This window comes from Mammaliicoccus sp. D-M19 (genome assembly GCF_022386695.1).
Taxonomy (GTDB): Bacteria; Bacillota; Bacilli; order Staphylococcales; family Staphylococcaceae; genus Mammaliicoccus; species Mammaliicoccus sciuri.
In genome coordinates, this window is the sequence record NZ_JAJNHW010000006.1 from 1 (window position 1) to 16,168 (window position 16,168).

The 16,168-nt window shown below is 31.1% G+C and carries 16 protein-coding genes; 4 read left to right on the forward strand and 12 right to left on the reverse strand.

Annotated elements, in window-relative coordinates:
• The first annotated feature begins 458 nt into the window (after positions 1-458).
• Positions 459-899, forward strand: a complete 441-nt coding sequence (locus tag LQ675_RS11100; protein WP_048540697.1) for a YgzB family protein — start codon at positions 459-461, stop codon at positions 897-899.
• Positions 900-924: 25 nt separating this feature from the next.
• Here LQ675_RS11100 and perR read toward each other — a convergent pair whose 3' ends face one another.
• The 3 genes from perR to bcp all read right to left on the reverse strand — a co-directional run bounded on the left by perR (position 925) and on the right by bcp (position 2,873).
• A complete protein-coding gene (gene perR / locus LQ675_RS11105; RefSeq protein ID WP_025907200.1) occupies positions 925-1,377 on the reverse strand; it encodes a peroxide-responsive transcriptional repressor PerR in 453 nt (150 codons plus the stop codon).
• Between the two features lie 78 nt (positions 1,378-1,455).
• Positions 1,456-2,409, reverse strand: coding sequence for a phosphoglycerate dehydrogenase (locus LQ675_RS11110; protein ID WP_048540696.1), 954 nt, complete (start codon positions 2,407-2,409; stop codon positions 1,456-1,458).
• A gap of 5 nt (positions 2,410-2,414) precedes the next feature.
• On the reverse strand, positions 2,415-2,873 hold the full coding sequence (gene bcp, locus LQ675_RS11115) for a thioredoxin-dependent thiol peroxidase (RefSeq protein WP_048540695.1): 459 nt from the start codon (positions 2,871-2,873) through the stop codon (positions 2,415-2,417).
• A gap of 84 nt (positions 2,874-2,957) precedes the next feature.
• Between bcp and LQ675_RS11120 the strand changes: the two genes are divergently transcribed.
• Together LQ675_RS11120 and LQ675_RS11125 are read left to right on the forward strand one after the other, a co-directional pair.
• Positions 2,958-4,244 carry a glutamate-1-semialdehyde 2,1-aminomutase gene (locus LQ675_RS11120; protein ID WP_048540694.1) on the forward strand — a complete coding sequence of 429 codons (1,287 nt, stop codon included), beginning with the start codon at positions 2,958-2,960 and terminating at the stop codon, positions 4,242-4,244.
• Positions 4,245-4,339: 95 nt separating this feature from the next.
• Positions 4,340-5,434 carry an FUSC family protein gene (locus LQ675_RS11125; protein WP_048540693.1) on the forward strand — a complete coding sequence of 365 codons (1,095 nt, stop codon included), beginning with the start codon at positions 4,340-4,342 and terminating at the stop codon, positions 5,432-5,434.
• Positions 5,435-5,470: 36 nt separating this feature from the next.
• Here the strand turns inward: LQ675_RS11125 and LQ675_RS11130 are convergent, their stop codons facing one another.
• The 4 genes from LQ675_RS11130 to mutY form a co-directional block, all read right to left on the reverse strand.
• Complete coding sequence (locus LQ675_RS11130; RefSeq protein WP_048540692.1) at positions 5,471-7,057, reverse strand: FMN-binding glutamate synthase family protein; 1,587 nt, start codon at positions 7,055-7,057, stop codon at positions 5,471-5,473.
• Between the two features lie 66 nt (positions 7,058-7,123).
• Complete coding sequence (locus LQ675_RS11135) at positions 7,124-8,863, reverse strand: ABC transporter ATP-binding protein (protein WP_239728268.1); 1,740 nt, start codon at positions 8,861-8,863, stop codon at positions 7,124-7,126.
• A gap of 67 nt (positions 8,864-8,930) precedes the next feature.
• A complete protein-coding gene (ntdP, locus tag LQ675_RS11140; protein WP_025907189.1) occupies positions 8,931-9,479 on the reverse strand; it encodes a nucleoside tri-diphosphate phosphatase in 549 nt (182 codons plus the stop codon).
• An 80-nt stretch (positions 9,480-9,559) separates the two neighbouring features.
• On the reverse strand, positions 9,560-10,591 hold the full coding sequence (mutY, locus tag LQ675_RS11145) for an A/G-specific adenine glycosylase (protein WP_107602219.1): 1,032 nt from the start codon (positions 10,589-10,591) through the stop codon (positions 9,560-9,562).
• Between the two features lie 93 nt (positions 10,592-10,684).
• On the opposite strand from mutY, the gene LQ675_RS11150 reads away from it, so the two are divergent.
• On the forward strand, positions 10,685-11,659 hold the full coding sequence (locus tag LQ675_RS11150; RefSeq protein WP_048540690.1) for a metal-dependent hydrolase: 975 nt from the start codon (positions 10,685-10,687) through the stop codon (positions 11,657-11,659).
• A 48-nt stretch (positions 11,660-11,707) separates the two neighbouring features.
• On the opposite strand, the gene LQ675_RS11155 is transcribed toward LQ675_RS11150, so the two are convergent.
• The 5 genes from LQ675_RS11155 to sgtB all read right to left on the reverse strand — a co-directional run bounded on the left by LQ675_RS11155 (position 11,708) and on the right by sgtB (position 16,059).
• Positions 11,708-12,478, reverse strand: coding sequence for an ABC transporter permease (locus LQ675_RS11155; protein WP_048540689.1), 771 nt, complete (start codon positions 12,476-12,478; stop codon positions 11,708-11,710).
• Between the two features lie 9 nt (positions 12,479-12,487).
• Complete coding sequence (locus LQ675_RS11160) at positions 12,488-14,035, reverse strand: ABC transporter ATP-binding protein (protein WP_048540688.1); 1,548 nt, start codon at positions 14,033-14,035, stop codon at positions 12,488-12,490.
• A 12-nt stretch (positions 14,036-14,047) separates the two neighbouring features.
• Complete coding sequence (locus tag LQ675_RS11165) at positions 14,048-14,365, reverse strand: YfhH family protein (RefSeq protein WP_048540687.1); 318 nt, start codon at positions 14,363-14,365, stop codon at positions 14,048-14,050.
• On the reverse strand, positions 14,358-15,161 hold the full coding sequence (gene recX / locus LQ675_RS11170; protein ID WP_048540686.1) for a recombination regulator RecX: 804 nt from the start codon (positions 15,159-15,161) through the stop codon (positions 14,358-14,360). Before recX ends, LQ675_RS11165 begins: the two co-directional genes overlap by 8 nt.
• 82 nt (positions 15,162-15,243) lie before the next feature.
• Positions 15,244-16,059, reverse strand: coding sequence for a monofunctional peptidoglycan glycosyltransferase SgtB (gene sgtB, locus LQ675_RS11175; protein ID WP_048540685.1), 816 nt, complete (start codon positions 16,057-16,059; stop codon positions 15,244-15,246).
• Between the last annotated feature and the right edge of the window lie 109 nt (positions 16,060-16,168).

A 16,168-nucleotide genomic window follows, 5' to 3' on the forward strand; every position in this document is an offset into this window, starting at 1 on the left:
GATTGGTTAAGCCAATCACTCTGAAGTACTTTCAGTACTCAATTATTGGAATTAACGTTGACATATTGTCATTCAGTTTTCAATGTTCATTTTAATCGCTACAAGAAACAATTATACTCGTTATTGAATATCAAGTCAAGGATTATTTTTAAAAAATAATAATTTGTTTTGTTCGGTTTGACTCAGCTTTTCAAGTGGTCGTTTCCGTTTCAATTAACTTGCATAATTTATATTACATTGTTATTTAGTTAATTTCAAGCGTTAAATTTACACTTTATTAACCTTTTTAACAATCGTTTTATTTTGCGATGTCTGTCTGTTTTGACGACTTTTATATAATATCAAGATATATAGTTTACGTCAACGATTTATACAAACAAAATTGTGTATTATTTCGCTTTATTAGGGACTATATATTTTAATAGAAATTATGCTATACTTTATCAGTATTAATAAGTATGGAGGGAATAGATTTGAAGCTATTTCGCAAAAAACCTACTAGTAAAATTAATAGAATTAGATCTTTTGCATTAGGATTAATCTTCTTAGGTATGATTGTTATGTACATAGGTGTATTCTTCTTTTACTATTTTAAGAGCCAAATTGTATTTAGTATTTTCTTAGTTTTAGGAATGTTAGCTCTTGGTCTTTCATTTATAGTTTACTTTTGGATTGGCATGTTAAGTTCTCGAACTATACAAGTGCAATGTCCAAACTGTGATCATTATACAAAGATGTTAGGACGAGCAGATATTTGTGCTAATTGTAACCAACCTCTTACATTAGATAAGAACTTAGAGGGTAAAGCCTTTAATCAAGATTATAATAATAAGCGCAAATCTAAGAAATTAGAAGAGCAGCAAACTGAAGAACATGCTGAAGAAAAGAAAAAAAGCTAAAGGCAACAGCCTTTAGCTTTTTGTATTATTTATTCTTGTTTTGACATTCTGGACAAACACCATATATTTCCATTCTGTGGTGCGTTACTGAAAAACTAGTGACATGTTGTGCCAATTGTTCTACTTCATCTAATCGTGGATAATGAAAATCAGATATCTTACCACATTGATCACAGATAATATGATAGTGATTATGTGTTTCAAAATCAAAACGACTTGAAGCGTCACCGTAAGTTAATTCTTTAACAAGCCCAGTTTCTTTAAAAACTTTTAAGTTATTATAAACTGTAGCAACACTCATATTTGGAAATTGTGGTGAAAGTGACTGATAAATTTCATCAGCAGTAGGATGACTATCTGTTTCGATTAAATATTGAAGTATCGATTGACGTTGTGGTGTAATACGAACACCAGTACTTCTTAAAGTACCTATTGCATCGTCTAACATATGTTCAACATTCTCAATATTTTGTTGCATCCTTACACCCACCTTCTAATTTATAATGATTATTATTTATAATATATCCCTTTTAGTAGCATTTTGTCAAACAATTAATCAGTATCCCGCTTCTGCGTTAACAATGTTTATTAACTTATCTGACGCATCATTTTTAATATGTTTGAGATTTTCAATTAGAATATCTGTACTTCTCTTTAAATTATTAAGATCATTACCTGTAATATGAGCTGTGATAAACACATTATCTAAATCATATAGTAGAGAGTTTTCAGGTAATGGTTCTTCTTCAAATACATCTATAGAAGCATATCTAATATCTTTACTACTCAAAGCTTCATATAAGACACTTTCTGATACGACTGTACCTCTACCTACATTTATAAAATGTGTATCTTCATTCATTTGCTTAAAGTCCTCTTTTTGAAGTAAATGTATCGTTTCTTCTGTTTCAGGTAATACATTCACAATAAAGTCAGCTTTATGATATACATGACGTCTTTCTTCTATAGAATAAACTTCATCAAATCCAGGTACTACATGTCCAGTTGTATTAATGCCAATAACCTTCATATTAAATGCTTTAGCTACTTCAGCAGTTCTTTGAGGAATCTTACCTGTACCTAAAAATAAAATCGTCTTCTCATTTATAGAATCAGGTTTAAGCTTATGATTAAATTCACGTTTCTTTTGAGACTCGTATGAAGTTCTGAATAGTTTAATATCATTTAAAATATATGCAAAAATAAATTCAGCGATTTGAATAGCGTGTACCCCTCTTGCATTAGTTAATTTAATTCCTCTATCTTGTATATAATCTAAAGGTAATTGATTCACGCCTGTTGCAAACCATGCGATAAGTTTTATATTTTTACATTTATCTAAAAATGAAGGATTTACTTCTCCATGATAACTAACTAATATATCTACATCTTCTAAATCTTCATCGCGAGCTTCGTTCGGATGCTTATAAAATATAAAATCTACATTAGGAAACGTTTCTTTTAATCTCTCTTCCTGTTCTTTTAGCCTCATTAAAGTAACGACTTTCATTTATATCATTCCTTTATAAAGTTTTTTAAGTCTTCAATTTGAGTTTTAACTTTCACTTTGTCTATTTTATGTATGACAGTACCTTCTTCATCTAAAACAAAAGTCGTTCTAACGATACCCATTGATTCTTTACCAAATGATTTCTTCAATTGATATACGCCTACTTCTTCAGAAAGCTTATAATCTTCATCTACTAGTAAATCAAAATTCAAATTATGTTTATTAAAGAAATTAGCGTGTTTCTTTTCACTATCTCCACTAATACCATAAACTTTCGTATTTAACTCATTAAAATCTTCTAAGTTGTCTCTAAAATCACATGCTTCTGTCGTACATGTCGGTGTATTATCTCTAGGGTAAAAATAAACAACGACTTTAGATCCTTTTAAGTCCTCATTACTAATTAATTCACCATTTTGATTCTTTAAGTTGAAATCCGGAAATTTTTCACCAATTTGTATCATATTTTACACTCCTTATAAACGATAGATGTTTAATTTTATGATACGATATAAATGAAAATAATTAAATTAAAAGAGGTTGATAATATGGAATTTACAAAAAGTGAGTACTTACAAACACTTTCAAATGAATATATTCTTGGTGGTGTCAATTCACCATCTCGTTCATATAAAGCTGTAGGTGGTGGCGCACCTGTAGTTATGCAAAAAGGTAAAGGTGCGTATTTTTACGATGTTGATGGCAACAAATATATTGACTATCTTCAAGCATATGGACCAATCATAGCTGGACATGCACATCCACATATTACGGAAGCCATTAAAGCTGCAGCTGAAGATGGTGTATTATTCGGTACACCTACTGAATATGAAATTACATTTGCTAAAAAACTACGTAACGCTATTCCATCGTTAGAAAAAATTAGATTTGTAAACTCTGGTACTGAAGCTGTTATGACAACAATTAGAGTTGCACGTGCATATACTAAGCGAGATAAAATCATTAAATTCGCAGGATGTTATCACGGACATTCTGACTTAGTGCTTGTTGCTGCAGGAAGTGGCCCATCTCAACTTGGCACACCTGATTCTGCTGGTGTACCAAAAAGTGTGGCGCAAGAAGTTATTACAGTTCCATTTAATGATATAGATTCATTTAAAGAAGCTATGGAACATTGGGGAGATCAAGTTGCTGGTGTATTAGTAGAACCAATCGTCGGAAACTTTGGTATGGTGGAACCTAAAGAAGGCTTTTTAGAAGCAGTAAATGAAGTAACGCATCAATACGGTGGTTTAGTCATTTATGATGAAGTCATTACAGCATTTAGATTCCATTATGGTGCTGCACAAGATTTATTAGGTGTTTATCCTGACTTAACAGCGTTTGGTAAAGTTATTGGAGGCGGCTTACCAATCGGTGCATACGGCGGACGCCAAGAAATCATGGAACATGTTGCACCACTTGGTCCAGCATACCAAGCAGGTACAATGGCAGGTAACCCACTCTCTATGAGGGCTGGTATTGCATTATTAGAAATATTAGAACAACCTGGTGTTTACGATAAATTAGATCAATTAGGTCAACAATTAGAAGAAGGTTTATTAGAATTAATTAAAAAACATAACGTTAAAGCAACAGTTAATAGAATCAAGGGTGCTTTAACACTTTACTTTACAGACGAAAAAGTTGAAAATTATGTTCAAGCGGAAAATACTGACGGTGAACAGTTCGCAAAATTCTTTAAGTTAATGTTAAATCAAGGTATTAATTTAGCACCTTCTAAATATGAAGCATGGTTCTTAACGACTGAACATACTGAAGAAGACATAAATCAAACATTAAATGCAGTTGATTACGCTTTCTCTCAATTATAAACTTGAAAAGTTAGCCAAAACGTTGTATAACCAATATATACTAGGCTTGTGATATTTGTTACAACCCTGTTTTAAAAACAAAAAGGAATGGTTTTATGAAATTTGGGGCAAGAATATTTAAAACTGGTATCGCGATTGTCCTAGCAATATTTATAGCTAATTTACTGCCAGGACCAGCAATGATAACATCAATAGCTGGTGTTGCTGCAATGGTCGCCATGCAACCAAGTGTCTATCGTTCGTTCAAAACGATTGTAGAACAGTTTCAAGGTAATGTTATTGGTGCGATTACAGCTGTTGCCATATTCTCTATATTTGGGAACAATGTTGTATTTATCGGTTTAACAGCGATTATCATTATTTCAATACTTTACAAATTTAATCTACAACATGTTTCTAACTTAGCAGTTGTTACAGCTTTAATCATACTTGGGCATCACGAAGGAGATTTCTATATCTCTGCATTCTATCGTTTCGTCTTAGTTATGATTGGTGTATTAAGTGCTTTCCTTGTTAACTTTACGTTTCTACCACCGAAATTCGAAACTAAAATGTATTATAACTCACTCAATATTTCTACTGACATCTTTAAATGGTTTAGATTAGTGTTAAATGGTACAACTGAATTTCACTACGTAAAGCAAGATTTAGAAACAATTAGAACACGTATCGTAAAGCTTGAGCAATTTTATTTATATTATAAAGAAGAAAGAGCCTACACAAAGAAACAAGCTTTTAGCCAAATGCGTAAGAAGATTCTTTTCAAAGAGATTATTGCATCAACACGAAGAGCATACGAAGTTTTAAGAAAAATGAATCGTTACGAAAACGATATTCATAACTTAAATGATGATCTCAAAGTACAAATGAAGTTTGAACTGGATGAACTAATGGCGCAGCATGAACAAATATTAGTAAGAATATCACAAAAAGCTAAACACGAAATTGATCAAGTTCCAGATTATTTAGTAGAACCATATAAAGAAGATTTAATGGAAATATTTATTAAAGATATTATGGACAATCCTGATCAAGAAGATTACTATATTGAGAATGTCATGCAAGTTATTTCAGCTATGTTAGATTATAAAGCGACTATTTTACATTTAGACAAATTATCTTCTAGTTATTTCAAATTTCATCCAGAAGATAGCGACATTCAAATTGAAGATGAAGATTTTGATTTATAAAAATAGACCTGAACAGTTATCTGTTCAGGTCTATTTTTACTGCTCTTTATATATAGATTTTTTATATTGTTTAACATTCATTACATTTCCATTAGCACTTCTATATAATAAATGGTTTTCATTTATTTGATTTGGACTTTTCACACCTACTGCTGCAGCTAAATTAAATAATCCTTCATGTAAACTCACAATATAATTTGAAACCCTGTATTCTTTTTCAGATACAACTAAGGCTGATTCTTTTTTTGGATCTGTAGTAGCTACACCTACCGGACAATTGTTTGTATGACATTGTTGAGCCATAATACAACCAACATTAATCATTAAACTTCTTGCTACATTAACGAGATCCGCGCCTAATGCTAAAGCAATCGCTATTTGATCTGGTGTGATGAGTTTTCCAGATGCAAAAACTTTCACTTTATCTCTTATTTTAAATTTTTTAAGTTCTACATCTAATATTGGCAATGCTGAAAATAATGGCAAACCAACAGTATCGACAAGCTCTTGATAAGTCGCTCCTGTTCCACCTTCTCCACCATCAACTGTAATAAAATCAGGAATAATGTTTGATGAAACCATTTCATGAATTAATTTCTTTAAATCATTTATATTTCCGACAACTAATTTAATACCAACTGGTTTATCAGATAGTTCTCTCAACCTCTGGACAAATTGTAACAACTCTTTATTATTATGAAGAAATTCAAATCTATTGGGTGAGTTAACTGTTTCAAAAGGCGTTACATTTCTAATTTCAGCAATTTCTTCTGTTACTTTTGCCCCTTCAATATGTCCGCCTCTCGTTTTTGCCCCTTGTGCTAACTTTAATTCAAATGCTTTAACTTGATTCATGTTGGCTTTTTCAATAAATTCTGTTTCATCGAAGTTCCCTTCTTTATCGCGAACACCAAATAAACCTGGTCCTATTTGAAAGATGATATCACAACCTCCACTTAAATGATGATCGCTTAATCCTCCTTCTCCTGTATTCATCCATGAACCGCTTCTGCCCAATCCTTTTGACAATGCAGTAATCGCATTTTTACCGAGTGCCCCATAACTCATACCTGATTGTCCAATCAATCTATTAACGATAAACGGATGTTTTAAGTCATCACCTATAATAATTTGATTGTCTGATGTTAATTTATATGGATCAACATCTTTTTGTTTTTGTTCTTCTTTACGATCAAAAAGCCCTTCATTAGAAATTTCATAAATAAAAGTAGACATTTGTTCATCTTGGTTAATTTCTAATTCATCATGGTCTACTGGAAACATAGTATTTTGTAAATAGAATCCTGGCTCTTCAAATTTTCTCAACGATCCAAAACTTTCGATTCTATTTTTATATTTACCTGGCATGACGATATTTAAATACTGTTTTCTTGAAAATGGTTTTCCAGCATTATCATTTAGTATTAAATACTGCCTAAGTTCTGGTCCTATACTCTCTAAAAAATACCTTACTCTACCAAGAACCGGGTAATTTCTTAAAACACTATGATGCTTTTGTCTTTTATCTATCACATACAAAGAAATACAAGCAATAATACCACCAATAATGATGACAAAGAATAAAATATTCACAATCAATTGTAGTATGCTTAAAAAAGTCATAAAAATTCCCCCTCAGTCTATCTCTATTAAATTAATAATAGCATAGAATGAGGGGGTGTTGTAATTTTACCCGAATGATTGAATATTATATAAGTTGTAATAACTGCCTTGTGCTGCCATTAATTCTTTATGTGAACCAACTTCTTCAATTTGTCCATTTTGAATAACAACTATTTTATCTGCATGTGTAATCGTTGATAATCGATGCGCAACTATTAAAGTCGTTCTTTCAGTACTTAATATTTCAAGTGCATCTTGAATAATTTTTTCACTTTCTAAATCAAGTGCACTCGTCGCTTCATCAAGTACTAATACAGGAGGGTTATTCAAGAATATTCTTGCAATAGAAACTCTTTGTTTTTGTCCACCTGATAATTTCACACCACGTTCGCCGACCTCTGTATCATAACCATTTGGTAGCGACATTATAAAGTCATGTGCATTCGCTTTTTTACTTGCCTCTATAACTTCTTCGTCAGATGCATCTGGTTTACCTAATAAGATATTTTCTTTTATTGAATCAGAGAATAAAATATTATCTTGTTCTACCATACCTACTTGATTTCTAAGACTTTCAGTTGTGAAATCTTTAACGTTATGATTATCAATACTAATGCTACCTTTCGTCACATCATAGAATCTAGGCAGTAAACTAATAAGTGTTGATTTACCGCCACCACTCATACCTACAAATGCGACCGTTTCACCATTATTAATATCTAAGTTAATATGTTTAAGTACTTCATCTTCATAATCATTATATTTAAATGATACGTCATCAAATGTAATGTGCCCTTCTTTAATGACAATGTCTTGTGCGTCATCTTCATTTTTGACATCATATTTTTCATCAAACAAATGAAATACTCTGTCCATTGAAGCAATACTTTGCGTTAAAGTTGTAGATGATGAAACCAATCTTCTTAAAGGTCCATATAACTGTTCAAGATATGCTACAAATGCTGCTAATGTCCCAACAGTTAAATTCCCTTGAATAACAAGAAAACCACCGATACCTACTACTAATAATGGACCTATATCTGTAACTGTATTAATAACTGCAAATGATTTAGCATTCCATTTCGTATGATCAGTTGCTTTAGTTAAGAAGTTTTGGTTCCTTTTATCAAATCGTTTTTCTTCATTTTTTTCAATAGCAAAACTTTTGATAACAGACATCCCTGAAACGCGTTCATGAAGAAATCCTTGAAGTTCTGCTAAACTTTGCGATCTTCTTCTCGTCAAACTTCGTAATTTTCCGAAGAAGTAATAAATGCTAAATATAAATACTGGGAAAATCGCAATTGCCGTAAATGTTAATTTAATATCTAAAACAAACATAATACTTAATGCGATGACGATAGTTACTAAATCTAACCAAACATTCATAAGTCCTGTAAGAATAAAGTCTTTAGTTTGTTCTACGTCATTAATCACGCGTGATATAACTTCCCCTGCTTTATTATTAGCATAAAATCTTGAGCTTAATGCTTGTAAATGTGTGTATAATTTTTTTCGAATATCATACAGAATTTTATTAGATGTCCATTGTGCTAAATATTGTCTAAAGTATTCTATAGGTGGTCTTAGTACAACAAATATGAATCCCATAATTAACATTGCATATGTTAATTTTTCTGTTTTTTGTCCAATTGATAGTGCGCCATTATTAATTACATCATCAATTACATATTTAATCAGTAATGGAAGTAATAACGGGATACCAAATTTTAAAATTCCAATGATAATCGTACCTACAATATGCCATTTGTATGGTTTTACGAATTGTAAATACCTTTTAATCATTACCGTTCCCCCAATCTTAGTCCAAACGAAACAGCCTAGCTTTAGCTAGGCTGTGATATTTTCATTCTCAAGAATTACGTCTATCAATTGAATGAAATCTTTCTTGCCAAACTTTAATAAAGTCTGGCGCAAATGGTCCTTTCTTGCGTTCAATCCATTGTTGTAGAATATCAACATTTCTTCTAAGTATTACATCAATGTCTTTAGGATAATTCATTTGCTTCATATGTTGTTTATATTCGTCTTCATCCAACAAATGATATTTGCCGCTTGGATAAACTTTAATGTCTAAATCATAATCGATATATTTAATCGCTTCCTCATCACAAACAAATGGTGATGATAAATTACAATAATAATAAACACCGTCTTCGCGGAACATACAAATGACGTTAAACCAATATTCTGAATGGAAATAAACAATCGCTGGTTCCCTTGTCACCCAAGTTCTACCATCACTTTCTGTTACGAGTGTACGATTATTTCCACCGATAATAACATGACTCGTACCTTTAAGAATTGTTGTTTCAGACCACACACGATGTATATTACCATCATGTTTATAACTTTGTATTTTAATTACTTGGCCTTCTTTTGGTATGGATTCTTTGACCATGTTCCACACCACCTTTTAAATATTTACCAAGTTATTATATCATATTTAAATAAATAAGCTAAAATTATGTTTCTTATCCTTTATCCGTTGAGTTGATTAAAAATTTTACTCATAGATGTTGAAAATGATAACTGGTCTTTTTCTTCTTTTTTAATCCATTTATATGGGTAATCAAATTCACTTTTTTGAGTATGGGCACGGTATACATTCATATTCCATGTCATATGTGTAAAAACATGCTTAGTTGTAAATTCAGCCGTTTGATCAATATCAATGACTGCATCTAATGTTTCTTCAATGCTGTGTATACTTTCATCAGCCTCAAACATTGGAAATTCCCACATGCCATTCAATAATTTCGTATCTCTTTGGCGTACTAATATCTCTCCAGAACGATTCGTGATATATAATACGTTAAAGTCAATTGTCTTTTTCTTTATTTTTTTCTTTTTAACTGGTAATTCCTCTACTACACCATTAGCAAATGCATAACAATGTTTTTGAACAGGACACATAATACATAAAGTCTTTTTAGGTGTACAAATGGTTGCGCCCAATTCCATCATTGCTTGATTAAAATCTCCAGAATGTTCTTCTACAAATGGCTGTAATTCATCTTCGTATAATTTTTTAGTCTTCGGCGCAGCTATATCACTGTCATTACCAGTCAATCTACTCCACACTCTTAACACATTACCATCAACTGCTGGAATCGGATGATTATGGACGATACTCATAACTGCTGCATTTGTATATGGGCCAACGCCTTTTAATTTTTTAAAATCATCTGGGTTATCTGGAACTACTCCGTGATAACTATGGTGCACTTCTTTAACCGCTTCTTGAAAATTTCTAACCCTAGAATAATAACCTAAACCTTCCCAATATTTAAGTACATCTTCTTCGTTTGCTTCACTTAAACTTTCTATAGTTGGAAAACGCTCAATAAAAGCTTTGTAATATGGTCGAACAGTATTAACCTGTGTTTGTTGTAACATTACTTCACTTAACCAAATATAATATGGATTTGATGTTTCTCTCCATGGCATTTGTCGTTTATTTTTATGAAACCAATTAAGCAAATCGTCTTTAAATTGTTTCGTTTCTATCATTTATGACACTACTTTCTTGTGAATTGCTTTCAGATTACTATGCATATGCTATATAATATATATCATATAGATTAAAGTAAAGTGGTGATTTTTATGGATACTGGTACACACGTTGTTATGGGTGTTGCGTTAACTGGTCTTGCGACATTAGATCCACATGTTACACCTACATTTGCTGCAGTGGCAACTGGTATAATGGTTGGATCACAAATACCTGATATTGATACAGTATTAAAATTAAAAAATAATGCGATATATGTTAAAAATCATAGAGGTATCACACATTCTATACCTTTTACACTATTATGGCCATTAATATTAACGTTTCTAATATTTGTTATCTTTCCAGGAGTAGATGTCTTGCATATTTGGTTATGGACGCAATTCGCCGTATTCTTTCATGTTTTTGTAGATATTTTTAATTCATATGGTACTCAGGCGCTTAGACCGATATCTAATAAATGGATTCAGTTAAGTATTATTAATACGTTCGACCCCATTATCTTTGTAGCACACTTAATTGCAATACTGTTCTGGACACTTGGTGTAAATGCTGGCATTGCCTTTGGTACATTGTACTTCTTGTTAATATTCTATTATATTGTTCGATTTATATTACAAAAAGCGATAAAAGACCAAGCTTTAAAACAAATACAACAAGAAGATAATCCTGTTAAAATATTTGTTGCACCTACAATACGATTTATGGAATGGCGTATTGCCATTCAAACTGAAACGCATGATTATGTTGGCCGAAGTTATGGTCGAAACGTAGCATTTAATGATGTATTCAAAAGACAAGCATTCCCGAATGACCATATAATGGCTTATGCTAAATATGATGAGAATTTAAGATCTTTCTTAAGTTTCAGTTCTATTTATCGATGGGAAGTTACAAGAATAGATAAACAAACAACAGAACTAAGATTTATTGATTTAAGATATTTGAAGAATGGTCATTACCCATTTGTAGCTATTTTGCATTTAGACGATGATATGAAAGTGACAAACTCATATATTGGTTGGGTATTTACCGAAGAAAAATTAATGAAAAAACTTGAAGCTTAGAAATACAATTAAGGCTGAGACGATTAAATCATCTCAGCCTTAATTTTTTTATTTAAAGTATTCAGTTTTATAAGCTTTATTAATATTGATCCAAGCTAAATAAATAAATGCTACTTCAAAATAGAATAGAATATGATATGGCAAATTCGTAACGGATGCGTTACCTAACACCATTGATTGTTGGAATCCATTAATAATATAGAATAATGGATTGAGTTTTAAGACATTGACCCAAACTGCATACATATTATTAGGTACGTACAATATCGGTACGACAAATAATAATACAATCAATAATCCGAAAACAATAAATCGTGCAGAATATACATATTTACCAAACACGCCAATAATAGATGCTACTGGTACAAGTAATATGTATGCCATAACTAAATAATAGAAAAAGCCTAAATGGTTAATTTCGATTAAATTTGATGTCGAAAAAGTTGAAACTATCCCTGTAAGTGTTACAACAATTAAGAACATAATCATCGTTAAAAATACTTGTGAAGAAGCACCTACATAGTATGGTACCGACAATCTATTATAAAGTGCCCCTTGCTTTCTGACTGTCTTTTCAGAATTGAAAAGTGATAAAAAGACCCACATGTAAGCGAAAAAGCCAATCAACTTATAATAAGATGTTGATTGTTGTACATCTATCGCATCAGTAATCCGTAACTTCAAATATGTGAAGATCAATAATACTAACATGATAGCAAAAGCAGATACATAATATTTATAATGAGTTTTAACTTCATAGAAGCAATATTTAAGCATATGTGGAAAATGTTTAATATGTTGTTCAAATAATTCTTTCATATTGACCTCCTATAATTGTATAAAAATCCATTTGTTTTCTGCTAAGTCTGCTATCATAAAGCCATCTCTTGATTTAACTACCCAAGTGTCACTTGAAATATTATATTTCTTAACTAATTTTGCTTTGTTTTTCATATCAAATGTAAAACCAGTTAATTGATTGTCACTGTCGAAAACCATATGTACTTTTTGGCCTTCCATTTGTTCATTAAATCGGTTTGCCTTATCAGCTGTGATCGTCTCAGAAACTTTCTTATGTGATTTATGCATAAAACTATTATAAAAATCAATATAATTTAAATAACTATCATCAACATAATCTTCTAAATCTGACCAATCAACGTCTTCATATAGTCCAGCCGGATTGAAAAAGTACAAGTTATTCTTCTTAGAGATATAAGTCTTATCATCTACTTCAAGTCTATAATTAGATTGATTTTCACCTGTTACATCTACAAAACTATACTGAGGTAATTTCAACTTTGAACCTTTGGATGAAGGTGTAAGTTCTGTATCATGTTTCAACGATAGGACATAAGCTGACTTATCTATGTATTTTGGTTCACTGTTTGTTGTGATGACCTGTTTGGATGTAACTTCTTTTTCTGTCGGAGAGCTTCCTACACCTATAAACATAAATAGTGCTGCTAATGTAGCACCAAAGATAAATGTTAAGCCATAAAATATCATTTTCTCAATAGATTTCGGCACTCTACCGTATTGATATTTACGCATTCTTTTATAACCTTCGCCATGCGCTATAGGTAGTTCTTGTTGAGCCATCTTCCATTTTAGATCGTAAAGTTCTTTTTGGTCTTTATCTTGAATTTGATTATATTTCTTATGATATTCTCGGTAGTAACCCAACACTTCTTTTACGGTACCTTCTTTTCTAACTTGACCATAAGTTAACCAGATAAGATAATTACTCATCTTCTCTATTGAATGAATATGGTCATCAATTACGACAGCTGCACGATCATATTCTTTTTGTTCATTTAAAAATTCATGGAACTTCTTTTGAAATGATTCGTCTAAGTATTGAATGATGTTAGTAAAAATTGCAACAGTAGGTCTCATATATTTGGCTATACTAACTAATAATTGAGCATATTCCGCTTCATTTATATCTTGGCACGTCTTTGAAGCTTTATCCGATAATTTTGCAAAGCTTAATATTTGTCTTTGAATCGTCGTAATATCTCTAATTTCTACACCTGATAAACTCAAAGTACGAATGATCATTTCATTTAAAGTTTGATGATCATCAGCTTTATGCCTAACATCTGCTAAAAATGTTTGGGCATGATTTGTTACTTTACCTAAATTAGGTGCAACTTCTTTAATCATTAATTTACTAATCATTTCTTTACCAGATTGATCATCACCGATAATACCTAGCACTTCACCTCTATAAAGATGCACGGTAACATTTTTAAGTACAATGTCTTTATTAAGGTGCTTTAACTTAAATAATGATTTAAATTTATTCTGTTCTTTGCTTATATAATAATATTTAGTTGCGTTAACAACTCTTAGTAATATTTGCTGTGTCATTCTGCACCACCATTATAGTTGTAGAAGACTTACAGGAATGCCTTCTTCAATTTTTGATCCTTTTAATCTAAATCCCCAAGCAAATACACCATTAATGCGTTCTACTTTAAAGTAACTAGGTGTGTCACCTACTAAGCCATATACTTTTCCTACTTCTATTTTTGAAGTGTCGACAAGGTAACTTTCTGCTATGAGCGCTTTTCTCTTATATACTTCATATTCATTTAGTATACCCATCATTTCTGATTTTCTCATCTTTTCGCGATATTCAGCAATTGCGTTTTTAAGTTCATATTCTGTCATTTCAACAAATTTTTTATCATTATTCATCTACAATACCACTTTCTACTAATTTGTCATTAATCATTTCAAATGTATACCCTTTTCTTACGAGTGCTTGAATAACATGTGACTTAAGTTCATATCCATTATATTTCTTTTGATATTTATTATATACCTTTTCCAAATCTTTCATCAAAATATTTTCAACATCATCAGATGTCGGTTCAATATTCAAATCTGTTAGATGTTCATTGATGAGTGAAAAAGCATAGCCTCTTTGTTGAAGTGTTTGGACAATCGTTTGCTTTAAACGGTTAGGAGGTTGTTTCTTTTTTTGCATAATCTTCTTGGCGATGTTCGGAATTCGATCTTCTGCCATTTCCATTTCAAACTTTTCTTTGAATTCGTAGACTAAATCTTGTTCGATACCTTTTTCTTTAGCAACTCTTTCAAAATGGTCAGGACCTTTATCAGTTGTTTTTAAAATGGTGTTTTTTAAACTTTCAATATAGTCATTATGGTCTATGTATTTATTAGATTGACAATACTCTATCACGCTATCAATTAAGTCACTGCCATATTCTTTGTCTGTTAAATATTTTTCTACTTCATATTTCGTACGCTTTTTATGTGATAAATAGACAATCGCCTGATTAAGTGCCTGTCTATATTGATCGTAGTCCTTAATTTCTTGTAACTTACTTTTTGTAATTTCTAAATCTTTTCTTAAATTAAAGTAGATGTATGTTGCTTGATCAATACCCATTTCAAATTCATTATTAATAAATAAATTTAAACGTTCTTTGTTTTTCTTTTGTACTTCAAGTTTAGTTATTTTAAGCATTTTACATCCCTCCACACATATATATAGGATACAATAAAACACACTGAGTTTAAAAGTTTAATCTCTTAACTCAGTGTGTTTATTATTGATTTAATTCATTTATAGCTTGTGTATACTCTGATTCAGAAATATAATTCTGTTGTTTCATTTTTTCGAGTGTTGTTTTGATACGTGTCATGTAACTATCACTAATATTATTAATATCGAAATTGGATGGTGCATTAACGACACTTGCTAATATTGCACTTTGTAATACCGATACTTGAGGAAGGTTTGGATTATTTTTATCGACTGTCGCACCGAAGTAATAATTTGCCGCTTCTTCAATCGTATAATTATTTTGACCGAAATAGATATTATTAACGTAATAACTCAAAATATCATTCTTACTATACTTATCTTCAACACGTTTCGCGACAAACATCTCTTTCACTTTTCTTGTCAGTTGCGTTTCATTCGTATAGAAATAGTTTTTAACGACTTGTTGCGTAATCGTACTACCACCTTGCGTAAGTTCACCATTTTTCAAACTTACAGCAAGTGCACGTGATACACCTCTTAAGTCAATTCCATCATGATCATAAAATCGTTTATCTTCGACCGCTACAAAAGCATTTTTAGTATAATCTGGCATATCTTCAACTTGAACATAAGATTGTTTATCTTCAATTTTAACTAAATCATCTACATCAGATGTTCTTGACCACATATACATTACTGCTAAATAAAAAACAATCGCTAGTATAATAAGTATTGTTACAAGACCAAATAGCTTTGAAATTCTTTTTCTCTTTCTCGGCTGTACAGGTTCCTGATAATAATGTTGATATCTTCTATATTGAACTTCTTCTGAATTAGGTTGTGGTATTTCATTCTTCTTATTCTTAAATATCCCCATCTATATTCTCCCTTATTCATATTTCTTACATCATTATAGCTTGTAATAATGATTTTAAACACTTCTTTTTACTGAAAAACGACAAAATCAGTCCTGAGTCTTATTTATA

What these genes read in the sequence shown, in the direction of transcription:
- LQ675_RS11120 (WP_048540694.1), top strand. Translation starts at nt 2,958, where the DNA reads ATGGAATTTACAAAAAGTGAGTACTTACAAACACTTTCAAATGAATAT.
- perR (WP_025907200.1), bottom strand. Translation starts at nt 1,377, where the DNA reads ATGCAACAAAATATTGAGAATGTTGAACATATGTTAGACGATGCAATA.
- LQ675_RS11125 (WP_048540693.1), top strand. Translation starts at nt 4,340, where the DNA reads ATGAAATTTGGGGCAAGAATATTTAAAACTGGTATCGCGATTGTCCTA.
- bcp (WP_048540695.1), bottom strand. Translation starts at nt 2,873, where the DNA reads ATGATACAAATTGGTGAAAAATTTCCGGATTTCAACTTAAAGAATCAA.
- LQ675_RS11100 (WP_048540697.1), top strand. Translation starts at nt 459, where the DNA reads ATGGAGGGAATAGATTTGAAGCTATTTCGCAAAAAACCTACTAGTAAA.
- LQ675_RS11130 (WP_048540692.1), bottom strand. Translation starts at nt 7,057, where the DNA reads ATGACTTTTTTAAGCATACTACAATTGATTGTGAATATTTTATTCTTT.
- LQ675_RS11150 (WP_048540690.1), top strand. Translation starts at nt 10,685, where the DNA reads ATGGATACTGGTACACACGTTGTTATGGGTGTTGCGTTAACTGGTCTT.
- sgtB (WP_048540685.1), bottom strand. Translation starts at nt 16,059, where the DNA reads ATGGGGATATTTAAGAATAAGAAGAATGAAATACCACAACCTAATTCA.
- recX (WP_048540686.1), bottom strand. Translation starts at nt 15,161, where the DNA reads ATGCTTAAAATAACTAAACTTGAAGTACAAAAGAAAAACAAAGAACGT.
- LQ675_RS11165 (WP_048540687.1), bottom strand. Translation starts at nt 14,365, where the DNA reads ATGAATAATGATAAAAAATTTGTTGAAATGACAGAATATGAACTTAAA.
- ntdP (WP_025907189.1), bottom strand. Translation starts at nt 9,479, where the DNA reads ATGGTCAAAGAATCCATACCAAAAGAAGGCCAAGTAATTAAAATACAA.
- mutY (WP_107602219.1), bottom strand. Translation starts at nt 10,591, where the DNA reads ATGATAGAAACGAAACAATTTAAAGACGATTTGCTTAATTGGTTTCAT.
- LQ675_RS11160 (WP_048540688.1), bottom strand. Translation starts at nt 14,035, where the DNA reads ATGACACAGCAAATATTACTAAGAGTTGTTAACGCAACTAAATATTAT.
- LQ675_RS11110 (WP_048540696.1), bottom strand. Translation starts at nt 2,409, where the DNA reads ATGAAAGTCGTTACTTTAATGAGGCTAAAAGAACAGGAAGAGAGATTA.
- LQ675_RS11135 (WP_239728268.1), bottom strand. Translation starts at nt 8,863, where the DNA reads ATGATTAAAAGGTATTTACAATTCGTAAAACCATACAAATGGCATATT.
- LQ675_RS11155 (WP_048540689.1), bottom strand. Translation starts at nt 12,478, where the DNA reads ATGAAAGAATTATTTGAACAACATATTAAACATTTTCCACATATGCTT.